The organism is Agarivorans gilvus (assembly GCF_001420915.1).
In the GTDB taxonomy this organism is placed as follows: domain Bacteria; phylum Pseudomonadota; class Gammaproteobacteria; order Enterobacterales; family Celerinatantimonadaceae; genus Agarivorans; species Agarivorans gilvus.
The window spans coordinates 2770001-2784858 of record NZ_CP013021.1; the positions used below are offsets into that span (position 1 = coordinate 2770001).

At 48.4% G+C, this 14858-nt stretch carries 17 protein-coding genes and 2 pseudogenes (1 of these 19 cut by a window edge); 10 read left to right on the plus strand and 9 right to left on the minus strand.

Annotated features, from left to right (window positions below):
* A protein-coding gene (gene pssA, locus AR383_RS12965; protein ID WP_055733512.1) for a CDP-diacylglycerol--serine O-phosphatidyltransferase crosses the window boundary here: on the plus strand, nt 1–1059 show its 3' portion. Its footprint begins 291 nt before the window's first position; 1059 of the gene's 1350 nt are visible here — the last part of the coding sequence; its start codon lies beyond the left edge, outside the window; the stop codon is at nt 1057–1059.
* A gap of 62 nt (nt 1060–1121) precedes the next feature.
* Here pssA and AR383_RS12970 read toward each other — a convergent pair whose 3' ends face one another.
* Both AR383_RS12970 and aptA read right to left on the minus strand, forming a co-directional pair.
* On the minus strand, nt 1122–2612 hold the full coding sequence (locus tag AR383_RS12970) for a CoA-acylating methylmalonate-semialdehyde dehydrogenase (RefSeq protein ID WP_055733513.1): 1491 nt from the start codon (nt 2610–2612) through the stop codon (nt 1122–1124).
* Nucleotides 2613–2628: 16 nt separating this feature from the next.
* The gene (gene aptA, locus AR383_RS12975; RefSeq protein WP_055733514.1) at nt 2629–3972 is read right to left on the minus strand and encodes an omega-aminotransferase AptA; all 1344 of its coding nucleotides are present in this window, start codon (nt 3970–3972) and stop codon (nt 2629–2631) included.
* Nucleotides 3973–4076: 104 nt separating this feature from the next.
* Here aptA and AR383_RS12980 point away from each other — a divergent pair, with 104 nt between their 5' ends.
* Nucleotides 4077–4994, plus strand: coding sequence for a LysR family transcriptional regulator (locus AR383_RS12980; protein ID WP_083481597.1), 918 nt, complete (start codon nt 4077–4079; stop codon nt 4992–4994).
* Here the strand turns inward: AR383_RS12980 and AR383_RS12985 are convergent.
* Nucleotides 4987–5643, minus strand: coding sequence for an alpha/beta hydrolase (locus AR383_RS12985; protein ID WP_055733515.1), 657 nt, complete (start codon nt 5641–5643; stop codon nt 4987–4989). The two genes, AR383_RS12980 and AR383_RS12985, sit on opposite strands and share 8 nt — an antisense overlap.
* A 91-nt stretch (nt 5644–5734) precedes the next feature.
* Between AR383_RS12985 and AR383_RS12990 the strand changes: the two genes are divergently transcribed.
* Both AR383_RS12990 and AR383_RS12995 read left to right on the plus strand, forming a co-directional pair.
* Nucleotides 5735–6136, plus strand: coding sequence for an SMI1/KNR4 family protein (locus tag AR383_RS12990; RefSeq protein ID WP_055733516.1), 402 nt, complete (start codon nt 5735–5737; stop codon nt 6134–6136).
* A 4-nt stretch (nt 6137–6140) separates the two neighbouring features.
* Nucleotides 6141–6452 carry an MGMT family protein gene (locus tag AR383_RS12995; protein WP_055733517.1) on the plus strand — a complete coding sequence of 104 codons (312 nt, stop codon included), beginning with the start codon at nt 6141–6143 and terminating at the stop codon, nt 6450–6452.
* Nucleotides 6453–6455: 3 nt separating this feature from the next.
* Here the strand turns inward: AR383_RS12995 and AR383_RS13000 are convergent, their stop codons facing one another.
* On the minus strand, nt 6456–6782 hold the full coding sequence (locus tag AR383_RS13000) for a hypothetical protein (RefSeq protein WP_055733518.1): 327 nt from the start codon (nt 6780–6782) through the stop codon (nt 6456–6458).
* A pseudogene (locus AR383_RS13005) lies at nt 6742–7439 on the minus strand (AAA family ATPase). The gene AR383_RS13000 and the pseudogene AR383_RS13005 overlap by 41 nt, the downstream one beginning before the upstream one ends.
* Before the next feature lie 337 nt (nt 7440–7776).
* Between AR383_RS13005 and AR383_RS13010 the strand changes: the two are divergent.
* From AR383_RS13010 to AR383_RS22470, 3 genes are all read left to right on the plus strand, one after another.
* Complete coding sequence (locus AR383_RS13010; protein WP_055733519.1) at nt 7777–8634, plus strand: Tim44 domain-containing protein; 858 nt, start codon at nt 7777–7779, stop codon at nt 8632–8634.
* Complete coding sequence (locus AR383_RS13015) at nt 8635–8940, plus strand: GIY-YIG nuclease family protein (RefSeq protein WP_055733520.1); 306 nt, start codon at nt 8635–8637, stop codon at nt 8938–8940.
* A 65-nt stretch (nt 8941–9005) separates the two neighbouring features.
* Nucleotides 9006–9137 carry a GIY-YIG nuclease family protein gene (locus tag AR383_RS22470; protein ID WP_257720923.1) on the plus strand — a complete coding sequence of 44 codons (132 nt, stop codon included), beginning with the start codon at nt 9006–9008 and terminating at the stop codon, nt 9135–9137.
* Nucleotides 9138–9141: 4 nt separating this feature from the next.
* On the opposite strand, the gene AR383_RS13020 is transcribed toward AR383_RS22470, so the two are convergent.
* Nucleotides 9142–9954, minus strand: coding sequence for a substrate-binding periplasmic protein (locus tag AR383_RS13020; RefSeq protein ID WP_055733521.1), 813 nt, complete (start codon nt 9952–9954; stop codon nt 9142–9144).
* 92 nt (nt 9955–10046) lie between these two features.
* A complete protein-coding gene (locus AR383_RS13025) occupies nt 10047–10919 on the minus strand; it encodes a DMT family transporter (protein ID WP_055733522.1) in 873 nt (290 codons plus the stop codon).
* 112 nt (nt 10920–11031) lie between these two features.
* Here AR383_RS13025 and AR383_RS13030 point away from each other — a divergent pair, with 112 nt between their 5' ends.
* Entirely contained in the window at nt 11032–11934 is a 903-nt protein-coding gene (locus tag AR383_RS13030) for a LysR substrate-binding domain-containing protein (RefSeq protein WP_055733523.1), read from the plus strand.
* On the opposite strand, the gene AR383_RS13035 is transcribed toward AR383_RS13030, so the two are convergent.
* Nucleotides 11921–12349: a hypothetical protein gene (locus tag AR383_RS13035; protein ID WP_055733524.1), complete on the minus strand. Its 429-nt coding sequence runs from the start codon at nt 12347–12349 to the stop codon at nt 11921–11923. The two genes, AR383_RS13030 and AR383_RS13035, sit on opposite strands and share 14 nt — an antisense overlap.
* A gap of 6 nt (nt 12350–12355) precedes the next feature.
* A pseudogene (locus AR383_RS22690) lies at nt 12356–12481 on the minus strand (helix-turn-helix domain-containing protein); the annotation flags it as partial.
* A 333-nt stretch (nt 12482–12814) separates the two neighbouring features.
* On the opposite strand from AR383_RS22690, the gene AR383_RS13040 reads away from it, so the two are divergent.
* Together AR383_RS13040 and AR383_RS13045 are read left to right on the plus strand one after the other, a co-directional pair.
* On the plus strand, nt 12815–13273 hold the full coding sequence (locus AR383_RS13040; protein ID WP_157051735.1) for a TAT leader-containing periplasmic protein: 459 nt from the start codon (nt 12815–12817) through the stop codon (nt 13271–13273).
* Complete coding sequence (locus AR383_RS13045; protein ID WP_055733526.1) at nt 13260–14846, plus strand: GMC family oxidoreductase; 1587 nt, start codon at nt 13260–13262, stop codon at nt 14844–14846. The genes AR383_RS13040 and AR383_RS13045 overlap by 14 nt, the downstream gene beginning before the upstream one ends.
* The last annotated feature ends 12 nt before the right edge of the window (nt 14847–14858 follow it).

Below are 14858 nucleotides of genomic sequence, written 5' to 3' on the forward strand. Positions count from 1 at the left end.
TCTGCTAAGGGTAATGCTGCAATGTATCAACACTACCAGCGGTTGTTTCCTGATTTGATAACGATATCGGGTGTGCCAGTAAGCAACCGCGAGTTATTTGGTGTGCTGCATTTAAAGGGCAGCATTATTGATGACACCGTAGTTTACAGCGGTGCCAGCCTTAACGATGTGTACCTTGCACAAGGCCAACGTTATCGCTTTGACCGTTACCTACTACTAAGCCACTCTCGCCTTGCCGATACGCTGGTGAATTATTTGGATCAGCAATTATTGGCAAGCAATGCTGTAAGCAGCCTTTCTTCGGACAGACCTGCTAACACCAAAGCACTGAAAGCCGCGATACGTGGTTTACGCGCGGGTTTACAGCGAGAGCAATATCGTTATCATCCACAATCCTTAGGACCGCAACAGTTAGCGGTTACACCTATGCTCGGCTTAGGGTCTCGACGCAATTTATTAAATAACACGATTCGCCGCCTAATTGCTCATGCTCAGCAACATATCATTCTTTGTACCCCTTATTTCAATCCTCCTCGCTCTTTGAAAAGAGAGTTAAGCAAGGCTTTGAGGCGAGGGGTAAAGGTCAATTTAATCGTTGGCGATAAAACTGCGAGTGATTTTTATCGACAACCGCAGCAAGCGTTTAAGGCCATCCATGCCTTGCCCTATTTATACGAGATGAATTTGCGTCAGTTTATTCAGCGTAAACAGCGCTATATCGACCGAGGTTTACTAACGATAGAGCTATGGTCTGATGTGGACAATAGCTTCCACGTTAAGGGCTTATGGGTGGACCAGCGCTACAATCTATTAACCGGTAATAACTTTAATCCGCGGGCTTGGCGCCTAGATTTAGAGAACGGCTTGTTATTGGATGACCCAGCAGGTTTGATGGCGCAGCAGAACCAGCAAGAACTGGAAAATATACTGTCTCATACTACAAGGATTACTAGTGCGCAGGATTTAGAGAGCTTGAGTGCTTATCCGCAACCGGTGCAGCGCCTACTGAAGCGGATTTCACGGTTGCGAGCCGACCGCTTATTAAAACAACTTCTTTAAGTTAAGAGTGAATCTAGCCGTAACTCAGCTTTACCGAGTTACGGCTTGTTCGTTGTGTTGCTTTAGCTAGGGAAGGAGAAGTTCACCCCTTCACGAACTGAAGATGAAGGCCAACGTTGAGTAATGGTTTTACGTTTGGTGTAAAAGCGTACCGCATCTGGTCCATAAGCATGTAAATCACCAAACAGTGAGCGTTTCCAACCACCAAAGCTGTGATAAGCCACGGGTACTGGTAGTGGAACGTTAATTCCTACCATGCCCACTAAGATATGGTCTGAGAAATAGCGAGCTGCTTCGCCGTCACGAGTATAAATACAAGTACCATTGCCGTATTCATGATCGTTAATCAACTGCATGGCTTGTTCCATGGTTTCGACTCTCACCACACATAATACAGGGCCAAAAATCTCTTCTTGGTAGGCCTTCATTGCTGGTGTTACTTGGTCGATCAAGGTTCCACCCACATAGAAGCCATTGGGATAACCCGCTACATCGGGTTGGCGTCCATCAACGACAACCGTGGCGCCATCTTGCTCGGCGCTGCCGATATACATTTCTACTTTGTCGCGTTGCTCTGCGGTAATTAGTGGGCCAAAGTCGTTGGCTGGATCGTTATAGGCTCCTACTTTTAAGCTTTGCATGGCCGAACTAAGACCGGCGACGAGTTTGTTTGCGACTTCGTCACCCACTGCAACTGCCACAGAAAGCGCCATACAGCGTTCGCCAGAAGAACCAAAGGCTGCACCGAGTAAAGAGTTAACAGCATTATCTAAGTCAGCATCGGGCATAACGATGGCGTGGTTTTTGGCGCCGCCAAGTGCTTGGCAACGTTTGCCGTTGGCGGTGGCGGTGCTGTAAATGTATTCGGCTATGGGCGTTGAGCCCACAAAACTGACTGCGGCGACTCGAGGATCGGTTAGTAGGGTGTCTACGGCTTCCTTATCACCGTTAACCACGTTAAATACACCAGCAGGAAGGCCGGCTTGATGTAACAACTCGGCGATGAACATAGTAACCGAGGGATCACGTTCCGAAGGCTTAAGCACGAAGGTATCGCCGCAAACTAGCGCCATTGGGAACATCCACATCGGAACCATCATCGGAAAGTTAAATGGGGTAATTCCAGCTACCACGCCGAGGGCTTGAAATTCACTCCATGAGTCAATCCCTGGACCTACATTACGTGAATGTTCGCCTTTAAGAAGTTCTGGCGCGCCGCAAGCATACTCAACACACTCAATGCCACGGGTTAATTCGCCTTTAGCATCGGCAGCGGTTTTACCGTGCTCCATACCTACTAGTTCGCAAATTTTGTCGGCATGTTCTTCTAGTAGGGTTTTATAGCGGTACATCACTTGAGCGCGTTTGGCGACAGGAGTATTACGCCATGCGGGAAACGCTGCCTGCGCACAAGCGATGGCTTGCTCTACGGTTGCCTTGGGTGCCAGTGCCACTTGTCTGGCGACTTCACCGGTAGAAGGGTTGTATACATCTTGCAGTCGTGTGTGTTCGGTAGTGGTTTCGCCGTTAATTAGGTGACCAATGATAGACATGAATAATTCCTCGTAATTAAGCTTGCTGAGTTAAGTTTTGAATGGTGTCGCCTAGGGCGTTGAATAAACTGTCAATTTCTTCTTTTGTTACGGTAAAGGGCGGAGCGATTTGAATGGTATCGCCGCCATAACGAACATAAAAACCTTGTTGCCACATGGCTTGGGCAATTTGATAGGGGCGTAGGCCCGGTTCATTTGGTGCATGGGCAATGCTTAAGCCTACCGCCAGCCCCATGTTGCGTACATCATTTACCAGTTCCAAAGAACCCAGCTGATGGGCGGCATGCTCAAGTACTGGTGCCATCTCACGAACTCGTTCGAAGCTATTCTCTTGGCTGAGCAAGTCTAGAGAAGCAAGACCTGCGGCACAGGCAATGGGGTGAGCCGAATAAGTATAGCCATGAGGGATTTCCAACATGTAGTCGGGACCGCCTTGCTCCATAAACAGATCGTAAATTTCTTGCTTACAAGCTACCGCACCCATGGGAACCACCCCGTTGGTTAATTGCTTGGCCATGTTGAGCATGTCGGGAGTCACGCCCAGCGCTTCTGCACCAGTTTTGTAACCTAGGCGGCCGAAGGCACAAATCACTTCATCAAAAATCAGTAGAATGTCATGTTGGTCGCAAATCTCGCGTAGCCGCTGTAGGTAGCCCACTGGTGGCGGAATTACCCCAGCGCTACCAGACATCGGTTCAACAATCACTGCGGCGATGGTGGATGCGTCATGAATAGCGATTTGATCGAGTAGGTCGTTGGCCAGTTCGGCGCCGCTTTGTGGCTGCCCTTTGCAGTATTGATTCTCTGGCAACATGGTGTGGCGTAGGTGGCCAACATCCACACTACTACCAAATAGCGCGCGGTTGGGGGCGATGCCACCTACGGCTAGGCCGCCGTAGTTCACGCCGTGGTAGCCTTTGCCACGGCCAATCAGTTTGGTTTTTCCTGCTTGACCCTTTTTACGCCAGTAGGCGCGGGCAATTTTTAATGAGGTATCTGCTGATTCCGAACCTGAACCAGTGAAGAAAATGCGGTTTAAGCCTTCTGGCATAAACTCGGTGATTTTTTCTGCTAGTTTAAAAGAACCTGGGTGGCCAAACTGAAATGCTGGAGAGTAATCAAGCTGGCTAGCCTGCTTGCTAATGGCGTCTACTATTTCTTGGCGGCCATGGCCGAGACCACAAGTCCATAAGCCGGATAAGCCATCAAATATTTTTCGGCCATCGGCATCGAAATAATAATTACCCTGAGCATGGGTGATGATGCGCGGGTCGCGTTTAAATTGTCTATTTCCTGTATAAGCCATCCAGTGGCTGTCTAGTTGCCGTTGGGTAAGCCCCATTTGCTGCAATGTTGCCATTTGCTTCTCCTAGCAAAGCGATTCCAAAGGCCTAGATTAGCGCTGGTTTTAAAGTGCATAAATGTGTATCTTTGAATTCAAAGTTTCATAAAGGTGAAACATTAATGAAAAAGATCCTCGGCCAATTAAGTGATGTCGACCTGCGTTTGCTTAAGGTGTTTCGGGTGGTGGCTGAATGTGGTGGGATTTCTGCAGCAGAGGTAGAGCTTAATATTGGTCGCTCAACGATTAGCCGCCATATTAAAGATTTAGAAATTCGTTTGGGAGTGACGCTGTGTCAGCGAGGCCGTGCCGGTTTTGTTTTAAGCTCGGAAGGCCAACATGTCTATCAGTCGAGTTTGCGACTGATGGGTGCTTTGGATGAGTTTCGTGCTGACGTACAAAGTTTGCACCGTGAAATGAGTGGTAACTTAGCGATTGCCTTGTTCGATAAAACGGTAACCAACCAACAAGCTAAAATTTCTCAGGCCTTACAGCTGTTTGATCAGCGCGCCCCCAAGGTCAGCTTAGATTTATATGTTGAGACCTTATCGGTCATAGAAAGTGGGGTAATTGAAGGTCGCTTTCATTTAGGCGTGGTTCCAGGACAAAGGCAATCGGCGAGTTTGCTCTATCAGCCTCTATTTAATGAAAAAATGGCTCTGTATTGCGGCTACCATCATCCATTATTTAAGCGCGCCGACATTACCATTAGCGCCGAAGAGATTGTGGCCCAAAAGTATGCCGGTTTAGGTCACCATTCGCCCAATATGGATACGTCGCAGCAAAAAGGCTTTGTGCGCCATGCAACCGCTTACGATCAAGAGGCGATTGCTACCTTATTGCTATCTGGCGCTTATTTGGCTTTTCTACCGGAGCACTATGCGCGCAGTTTTGTGGAACATGGGCTGATTCGACCTATTGGGGGAGAAGAGTTTAGTTACCTTTGTCCGTTCTTGGCGGTGACGCGTGCCTCTCCCAAACCCTCGCGCATTTTAGCGTGTTTTCTGGATTGTTTAGTCGAGGCCCACCAAGTTAACTAAGGTGTTGATTGAGCCATAGACTGAGCGCTTTAATCTGACTCAAGCTAATGGTATGAGCCATAGCGAAGCTTTCAAACTCGGGGTGATAGCCCAAGGCCTTCAGTTGTTCAGCCGCTTGTTGGCCTAAGCTTGGGGCCACCACGTCATCTTGCTGGCCGTGTTGGATTAATATAGGGGTATTGAGTTGCCAAGGTTGCTTAGGAAGGCTTTGCGGCAGCAAGTAGGTCGACATACACACTAAGCCGCCTAGCGGCTTAGTGGTGTTAAGGGCGCAATGGTAAGCGACTGCGCCACCTTGGGAGAAACCCATCAGAACGATGTTTTCGCTGGCGATGCCTTGAGCCATTTGCTGCTCCACTAGTTGCGAGACTTGCGCGCTCACTTCGTTTAAGTGTTGTAAGTTGATTTGTCGTTGTGGAGAAAAGGCCAGAATGTCGTACCAAGCAGGCATGAAATAGCCGGCGTTGGCAGTGACCGAGCGCTCTGGCGCCGAGGGAAAAATAAAGCGTACTGCAGCATGTTGATTTAGCTTGAGTTGTTTGGCTAAGGGCAATAAATCTTCCGCTCCTGCACCTAAGCCATGCAAGCAAATAATACAATAGCGAGCAGGGCTTTCGGGTTCTACGCAGATTGCGCTAAGTGCCGACATGGATAATCCTTTACTGAATGAGTGTCTTCTAGTTAAGCTGTGCCACCAAATGGCTAACAGCATTGTAGGACAATGTTGCGGAGAGACAAGCATGCAAGAGTTAATTGATGAAATCAGGGCGGCAGATCAGTCGGGTAACTATCCGAGCGAGTTGCCAACAGAGAGCCAACTTGTTGAAGTTGAAGAAATTATTTTAATCCCCATGCCTAGTGATTTACGCGCCTTTCAGCTCACCGTGAGTAATGTTACCTATGGTAGCTTAGAGCCGGTAACGATTAGCGACCCTTATCTGCATACCTATTTACCAGACGTGGCTGCTACAGCTTGGAACATGGGTTTGCCCCGAGAATTTATTCCTATTTGCCAAAATGGCGACAGTTTCTATTTTATTAGCCAAGAAGGTGAAGTGGGTTATTGGCAGGGCCAAGAAGAGCTCGTGCCTGAGTGGGATAGCATTTGGGACTGGGCCATGGAAGTATGGATGCAAAGCTAGCCTTATGACTCAGGCTGACTATTTAGCCAAGTTTTGGATGGTGATCGCACACATTCCGAAGGGGAAGGTAGCGACCTATGGTGATGTTGCCGCCATGGCCGGTTACCCACGGATGGCTCGGGCTGTAGGGCGCTGCTTAAAAAATTTGCCGGAAGACAGTAATTTGCCTTGGCACCGAGTGCTTAATGCCAAGGGCATGTTATCGTTTCCTCAGGATTCCGCTAAGTATCGCCAGCAACGGCAATTACTGGAAGCTGAAGGCGTATTATTTCAGCAGCATAAAATTGCTCTGGCCCGCCATCGCTGGCGGGGCTAAGCGCTATTTTAGGTACTTGTCTAGCAAATCACGTTGTTGGTTTGCTGCTAAATCGTTGAGGTAGTGGGTTAAACTACGTACCAACAAGGATTTAGATAGGCCGGTTTGCTGCTTTATTTGCTCCAGCTCGTTAATCACTTGCTGGTTCAAGCTAAACGTGGCGTTTTTGGCTTTTTCAGTTTGGGCTTGGCGACTTTGTTTTAACGGAAGCTGCACCACATTTTGGTAGCCATTGGCATACAACTCAGCTTGCTCGATAAAGCTATCCACATCGCATAATGGCTTGGGTTTAGAAGCCTGAGGCTTTTTCTTGAGATCGTGTAATGCCATGATCTGCCGCTCCTTGCTCACATACGATAAATTCTTCAGCAATATTACGAATTTCTTGAGCCGCTTTTCCATCGGGTTCTAGCTCTAACACGGTGTAGCCGCGTTCTTCACTGTCATCATAGATATTACGGTTGAAGGTAATCGCATTGAGTACCGATAGTCCATAAGTCGTGCAGACCTCTTTGGCTTCATCAATACGTTTATATTGGCTGGGTAGCGAGGGGCATTGGGTTAGCACTACTGCTTCTTTTAGATGAAAGTTTACCGCTTTACAGGTATTCACCAACTCTTCTAAATGCGGCAGTGTTTTCATGTCACGGCGCTTGGGGCGTAAGGGAATTAACGCATGGGTGGCCACCGCCATGGTTGAACGCAAGGCTTTGCTATCTTGCCCGCCACAGTCAACCACCACGAAATCGAAGCGGTTTTGTAGGCTGAGCAGGTCATTACGAATATTACCGTAAAGCTGCACACAATTGATGGGGGGAGTTCTTCTTGTTCGTTACGGGCTTGCACCCAACCAGAGCTGGTACGCTGGGGATCGCAATCCACCAACAAGACTTCAGTATTAAAATGTTGTTTTAAATACACCGCAAGGTTTTGCGCTAAGCAGCTTTTTCCACTGCCTCCTTTTTCACCACCAACGAGAAGTATCATGGCTAGGTCCTTTTTCTGGTCTTTATAGTAAGCATTTGTCTATATCAACGGTTTTATTTTTTTATGTTGACCTGATGAGCTTAGGTTAAAACTTGTTCAAGGCAATAGTGGTAATTGATAGTTGTCATTTTAATGTTGTTAATGTATTGATATTTAAAGCAATGATGGTTTTTCAATAATTGGATTGGGTGTGTAATAAAATTTTTACATTTATTCTAATTATCAAGCAGTAAAGTGAACTTGGTTGAGTTCTTAAGCCCTAGCGAATTAGCTTGAACCTGCTGCTCAGCTCGGTACACTGCTTAACGCTGAATGAGACTCAAACAAGGTAGATTAAATGTTAAAAAAATTATTCAACATCATGGCTCTGGTGATGGCGGTGATTATTGTGACACCAGAAGTGGAAGCAAAACGCTTTGGTGGAGGTAAGTCTTGGGGAAAAAGCCAACCCACTTTTAAAAAGCAACCGAGCCAACAGTTGAATCAACAGCAAAGCCCAAATAGCGGAGCAACAAACACTGCTCGCCGTCCTAACATGATGGGAGGTTTATTGGGTGGCCTGTTGGCAGGTGGATTATTTGCAGCGCTATTAGGTGGCGGTGCTTTTGAAGGCCTGCAAATGATGGACATTTTGTTGTTTGCCTTGATTGCGTTTGTGGCGGTGCGCTTCTTACGGGGCTTAAACCAGCAAAAAGCGGCGGCAATGAATCATGCTTCGGCGACTGGCTACCCCGGTCCTCAGCAGCAGAATCAATGGCAGCAAGGCGGTTTTGCCAGTGCCAGCCAACTGGCTAGCGCAGAGCAGCAAGACATTCCTTTTAACCCTCCAGCGGGTTTCGATAGGGTTGCCTTTTTAGATGGCGCTCGTGGGCATTTCGATACCCTACAACGAGCTTGGAACGACAATAATTTAAGTTTGATGCAAGAATATTTGAGCATCGACCTCTATAACGCTTTGACTGAAGAGCGTCGCTCCTATGGCAGCCAAGAGATTAATAGCAAAGTCCTGTTTGTTGATGCTGAGTTGGTGCGCGCCGATCACTCTATGCTGAATGCGGAAGTCAGCGTGAAATTCACTGGCCGGATCCGCGATGAAGTGAGTGGAGAGGAGAGTGAGCTAAATGAAGTGTGGCACTTAGAGCGTCGTCTCGATCAAGATAATGCACCATGGCTTATCGTAGGCATTGAAGCCTAAATGACCAATACGCTTGCCGAAGTCACTGCCGTGAGAGGGTGGTTTGTTTATATTATTAGAACGCGGCATCAGCACCTGTATACAGGGGTAACTACTGATGTCGCTCGGCGTTTTAAAGAGCACCAAGACGGTGGGCTTAAGGGAGCTAAGGCTTTGCGCGGTAAGGGGCCTTTAGTGCTGGAGTTTCAGCAAGCTTTGGCCTCTAAGCGCCAAGCTATGCAGCTTGAGTACGCCATCAAACAGCTACCTAAAAATAAAAAAGAACGCTTGCTACAGGGGCATTTTGACTGGCGCAGTTTGTTGTAAGGTTTTAATGGGTTATTAAAGCCCAGCCTTGAAGGCCATAACGGGCTAGCAATAGGACTGGAGTAGTGCTGGAGTTTCAGCAAGCTTTGGCCTCTAAGCGCCAAGCCATGCAGCTTGAGTACGCCATCAAACAGCTACCTAAAGATAAAAAAGAACGCTTGCTGCAGGGGCATTTTGACTGGCGCAGTTTGTTGTAAGATTCTAGTGCCTTATTGGCGCCCAATCTTTAAGGCCATAGCGGGCTAACAGCGTGGCCAGTTGACCGCTGTTTCTCAATTCCACAATGCGGGTGCTTAAACGTTTAGCCAAGGTGTAACTGAGCGGTTTTGCTGGTGAGAAGGCAATGTAGATGGGGGATGCGCTAAATTCAGCGGCAAAGCGGATCTGCTGATTTTTGCTGTGCTGATGAGCATGGTAACTGGCCACGGTTTTGTCTTCTATGTAGGCGTCGATCTTCCCTTCCTGCAGTAGTTTATGCATCCGTTCTAAAGGTTGTTCGCTACGTATTACTACTAAATCTCGACTATGCTGTTGGGCTTTGATGTAGTCATCGAGTTCGGCGCTATAGGCATAGTCGGCTGCTACTGCAATGCGTAATTCGTGCAAGGATATTAAACCCTCATATTGCCAAGAATTATCTTGGCGCATTACCAATACCTGGCGAGCTAGACCCACAGCAACCTTTGGGTAAATAAAACCCGGAGCCTCTCCGGGGAGTGCGCCAATCACCCCATCATAAAGCCCCAGTTCGGCATTACGCAGTGCCCTAGACCAAGGTACTTCAATTAGTTTTACTTGATAGTCGGGAGCAAAGGCTAATTGCACTAGTTCAAGCACATAACCGGGTTGTTGGCTGAAGGTCGCGCAGTTATACGGGCACCAGCGGTCGGCCGCAAGCTTGAGTGTTTTAGCTTGGCTGGATATGGCCAACGCGCAGAGGCAGACGATGAAATAGAGATTTTGGAAAAAACGCTTAAACAAAATACATGGCATAAACTGACTTTGTTTAAGCATTACTAAAATCCCAGTTAAGCGCAAGGGGGGCTAGTATTTAACTGATTTTGCTAGCAAAGATTTAACTACAGCTCGCGGCGGTGGCTGGCCACTTAATTGCTGGTGCTGAGTTCGCTCTTTAGTGGCTTGCGTAGGCTGCGTTTGCCAATCAATACTAAAGGTAAAATAATCATTGCAGCTCCCAGCCAAGTGAGGGCATCGGGCATTTCACCAAAGCTAAACCAGCCGATCACCGCTGCGCCTATTAGCCCCGTGTATTCTGAGCTAGAGATGGTATTAGCATCGGCTGTTTTATAAGCAATCACTGAGCCGGCGTGCAGAAATAATATAAATAAGCTACTGCCGGCGGCTAAATAAAGTAGTTGCCAATTAATGCTTTGCAGCTGTGGTAAGGCCAATAAAAAAGTGGCGGGAACCACCATCATATTGGTCCAAAATAAGCTGGTGATCACCGACTCTTGCTGTGGAATGTACTTCACGGTTAAGTTGCTTAAGGCCAGAGTTAAAGCCGTACCCAGTGCAGCCAGAGCGCCCCAGTTAAATTCTGTCGGGCGAATAATCACCAGCACTCCGGCAAAGCCGATTATCGCCGCGACTAATTGAGTGCGATTGATACGCGACTTATGCAACCACATGCCAAGCGGTAGCATCATGATGGGCGCGGCATAAAACAGCGCGTTGGCAGTGGCCAGAGGCAGGGCGATTAAGGCCAATACCATACAAGCAGAGCCGAGTAACCAGAGATGGCCGCGCACTATATGCACCATTGGCTTTTTCGGTAGCTTCTGTTTGGTGAAGAGAAACAGCGGCAACAACATTAGCAAGGTGCTCAGTTGCCGATAGAGCAAAATCTCAAACAGCGAGGCCTGTTCTCCCGCCACTTTCATCAGGGCGTCGGATAATACAGCAATTTGATTGGCTACCACCAAAATCAAGATAGCAATAACAGTGGGGTTGTGACGCATATTGCCTCCATTGGTGGTTTGCTGACAGTGTAGAGCGCTTAGTGTAGAAGCTTGTTAAACATTAAAAAAATGATAATATTTTTCAATATATGAAAAATATTAATGTATTGTTATGCGAACTCTTCCTCCTCTTAATGCACTGATTGCCTTTGAAGCCGTGGCGCGTAACCAAAGTGTGGCAAAGGCTGGCGATGAGCTGGGTATTAGCCAAAGTGCGGTGAGCCACCGGCTGCGCTTATTGGAAGATTTTCTAGCCGAACCCTTGTTTGATAAGGTGGGGCGGCAGTTACAACTGAGTGATATTGGGCGTAGCTATTTTTCAGAGGTGGAGCGGATCCTCAACGAGCTGAGTCATTATACTCGGCAGGTTAAAGGCGAGCGACTCGATCAATTACGCTTAACCACCTATAGCTCCTTTGCTTTGAAACGCTTGGTGCCGATGTTGCCCAGTTTTCGCGCGCGCTATCCGGAAATCGATTTACGCTTGCAAATGATTACCGAAGAACCGGTATTGTCGAGCAAGAGTGGTGATTTGTTTATTTGTTTATCTAATACCGCGCCAGGTTATGCCAGCCATTTGCTGCATAAAGAGCGGCTATTGGCGGTGTGCTCTCCCAGCCTTTACCAAGAAATCGATCATCAAAACTGGCAGCAGGATATTAGCAACTTTCCTCTTTTATCTTGTGATTTAGAAGACGATGCCAAGCAGTCGGGTGGAGATTGGGCAGTTTGGTCGAAAAGTTTAGGCATTGCGCTGCCCGAGAACCAAACCTTTCATTGTTTTAGTCATCAGGTACTAGCCTTGGAGGCGGCAGAGACCAGTCAGGGTATCGCCTTGGTAAGTGACTTCATGGTGGAACAGGATATTCGTCAAGGTAAGCTGGTGGACTTACCGGTATCGGCCGTTTATACCGGTTATGATTTCTATCTTTGTTATAAGCAGGCTCGCAGTCGTGAAGCTGGCCTAAGCGCGGTGGTGGATTGGCTCAAGGAAACGGCGGCTAGTCCACAATAAGCTTCACCAACATCAGACTGAGGCTATCGACAAAGTTCAGTCGCAGAAGCGCAAACTCGTCATTTTTCATCACTTGCTGCATGGTGGCCGAAGGGTGGCTGGTATGCCAGCAGCCAATAACTGCTTGGTATAAAAACATCACTTTATTCAAGGCTTGCTGCGGGTTTAGCTGCGGTGACCAATGTAAAAATAGACTGCACAGCTGCTCGGCTATGGTTTTTAACTCGCGTTTAAATTGAGTAGCCTGTTCTAGATTATGCTGTTTCTCCAAGACCGTATGTAAGATGGCCGAGAGATAACAAAAGGTGGGCTGGGCTGCAATAGTCTCAGCCAATACTCTGGGCCTAAGCGCTTGTTTGGACAGTCGCTCGATGGCGCTTAATAGCTGTTGGGCTTCTTCGATATACAGTGCCATAAACAGGCTTTCTTTGTTGGTAAAGTAGCGATACAGGGCGGGTTTAGATAAACCTAGCTGTTGCGCCAGTTGGCTCAGTACGACCTTGTCGTAGCCATGTTCCTCAAGTGTTTGTTTAGCTGCATCAAGGATTTGCCGACGCCGAAGTTGTTTTTGTTGGGGCTCACTGCCCGCTTATTAATTGCTGTAGTCACGTTGCTTGTTACTCCCTTTGCTGTTTAAACCATAGCCAGAATCAATCTTAAAAGCCATTGTGATACAGTCCGGCAGAAGGGCTGATGAGTTCAAGCAAGGCCAAATGCAACTAAGTTACTCTTGGAAACTTGTGTTAAAGCTTATCAGGGGTTATACCCTTAGAGGGCTTTAATTAGGCTTAGTTGGGGGGGCATGGTGGCCTTAAAGCGACGACAGCTATTGAAATACGCGGCGCTTGTTAGCGCTTTTGCGGGGGGCGGAACTTGGCTAGTGGCCGATTTTCCTGTGACATTTGAGCCTGCCGAACAGTTGAAGCTAAAGGCTTCGGAACAGCAGATTTTCTGGTGGTTTATTCCCGCTTTCCTAGATGGTGTAATCGAGCCTCAAGATAGCCAAGCTAAACGCGCCTTACTGCAACGGATCGACCAAGCCTTTCAAAGTTTAAGCTCTGCTACTCAAGCCGAATTACGACAATTGCTTGAACTACTGGCTTCACGAGCTGGCTGGTTATTGTTAAGTGCTGGCCTCACGCCTCTGAGTGAGCTTAGCCTGCAACAACGCCTACTTTTGCTTGAGCAATGGCAGCAGCATTATTTGCAACTATTGCGTCAGGCTTATCAAGGTTTGCATGAAATCATCTATGCGGCCTGGTATGGCGACCCCACTACCTGGCCTGCTATCTCTTATCAACTGCCTGTCGCTGCCAAGGTGTTATTTGATGATCAGTGACCCGATAACGCAAGGCTTGGCCAGCGCTTGGCAGCATTTAGACGGTGCGCTGCAGCAAGACGCGCAACACTTAGAGTGCGATGTGCTTATTGTGGGCAGTGGTGCGGGCGGCGGTATGTGTGCACAGGTGCTGGCCGAAGCTGGTTTGGCGGTGATTTTGGTTGAGCAGGGACCGCTTAAGAGTAGCCAAGATTTTAAGCTGCAAGAGCGTTATGCCTATCCCGATCTCTACCAAGAGTCGGCGGCGCGAAAAACTAAGGATAAGGCAATTCGCATTTTCCAAGGGCGTTGTGTGGGTGGTTCCACTACGGTGAACTGGACAACCTCGCTGCGCACGCCTGAGCCCACCTTACAACATTGGCAGCAACATTGGGGTTTAAGTCCGCTCAGTGGAGCCGCTTTGGCTCCCTATTTTGCAAAAGCTGAACAGATGCTGAACATTCAGCCTTGGTTAAACCACAACCCCAACAATGCGCTGTTGGCTAAAGGCTGTGAAAAATTGAATTGGTCTTACCAAAGTATTCCGCGCAACGTAAAGCAGTGCTGGGATCTGGGTTACTGTGGCATGGGTTGTCCCACTAATGCGAAACAATCGATGCTGGTCACGGCCATACCTGCGGCTTTGAATGCTGGAGCACGAATATTAAGTCGCTTTAGTGTAGAGCGTTTACTGATTAAGCAGCAACAGTTGCAAGGCGCCAGTTTACAGGCCTTGGATGCTAAGCTTCGCCCTAGCGGAATCACCGTGACGGTGCGGGCGCGACAGGTGGTCTTGGCCGCTGGGGCGATAGGTTCTCCAGCGGTGTTGTTGCGCTCCAAGGTGCCCGATCCCTACCAGTTGGTGGGCAAGCGTACTTTTCTTCATCCCAGTGTGATGAGCGGAGCCTTATTTACGCAAACAGTGAATAGCCATCAGGGGGCGCCGCAATCGGTCTATTCCGATCATTTTGTTTGGCAAGATGGCGCTGAAGGTGAGTGCGGATATAAGATGGAAGTGCCGCCGGTCCATCCTATTTTGTTAGCCACTACACTCAGCGGCTTTGGTCATTTTCACCAACAGCTGATGGCGCGTTACCCACATCTTCAAGTTACCATTGCCTTATTACGGGATGGCTTTCATCCAGATAGCCCAGGTGGAACAGTGCAGCTGCGTGAGGATGGTAGTCCGGTGTTAGATTATCCCTTGCATGAGTTTATGTGGCGTGGCGCTCGACGGGCTTTGCTAAGCATGGCCGAATTGCAGTTTGCTGCGGGGGCTCGCCGAGTATTTCCCTTACACGAGCAAGCGCGCTTATATCGCTCGTGGTCAGAAGCCAAACAGGCCATTGCTAGTTTGCCGATGCAGGCGCTAGCCACGCGCCTAGCCTCGGCCCATGTTATGGGCGGCTGCGCGATGGGCGGTGATGAACGTAGCTCCTTGGTGGATCATCAAGGGCAATACCGTTGGTTGTCGGGTTTAACGGTAATAGACGGTTCGGTGTTTCCTACCAGCCTAGGAGCCAATCCCCAACTGACCATTTACGCCTTGGCCTTAAGAAATGCTGAGTTGTTGGTTAAACGTTTGCGAGGCTAGGCTTTACAAGCC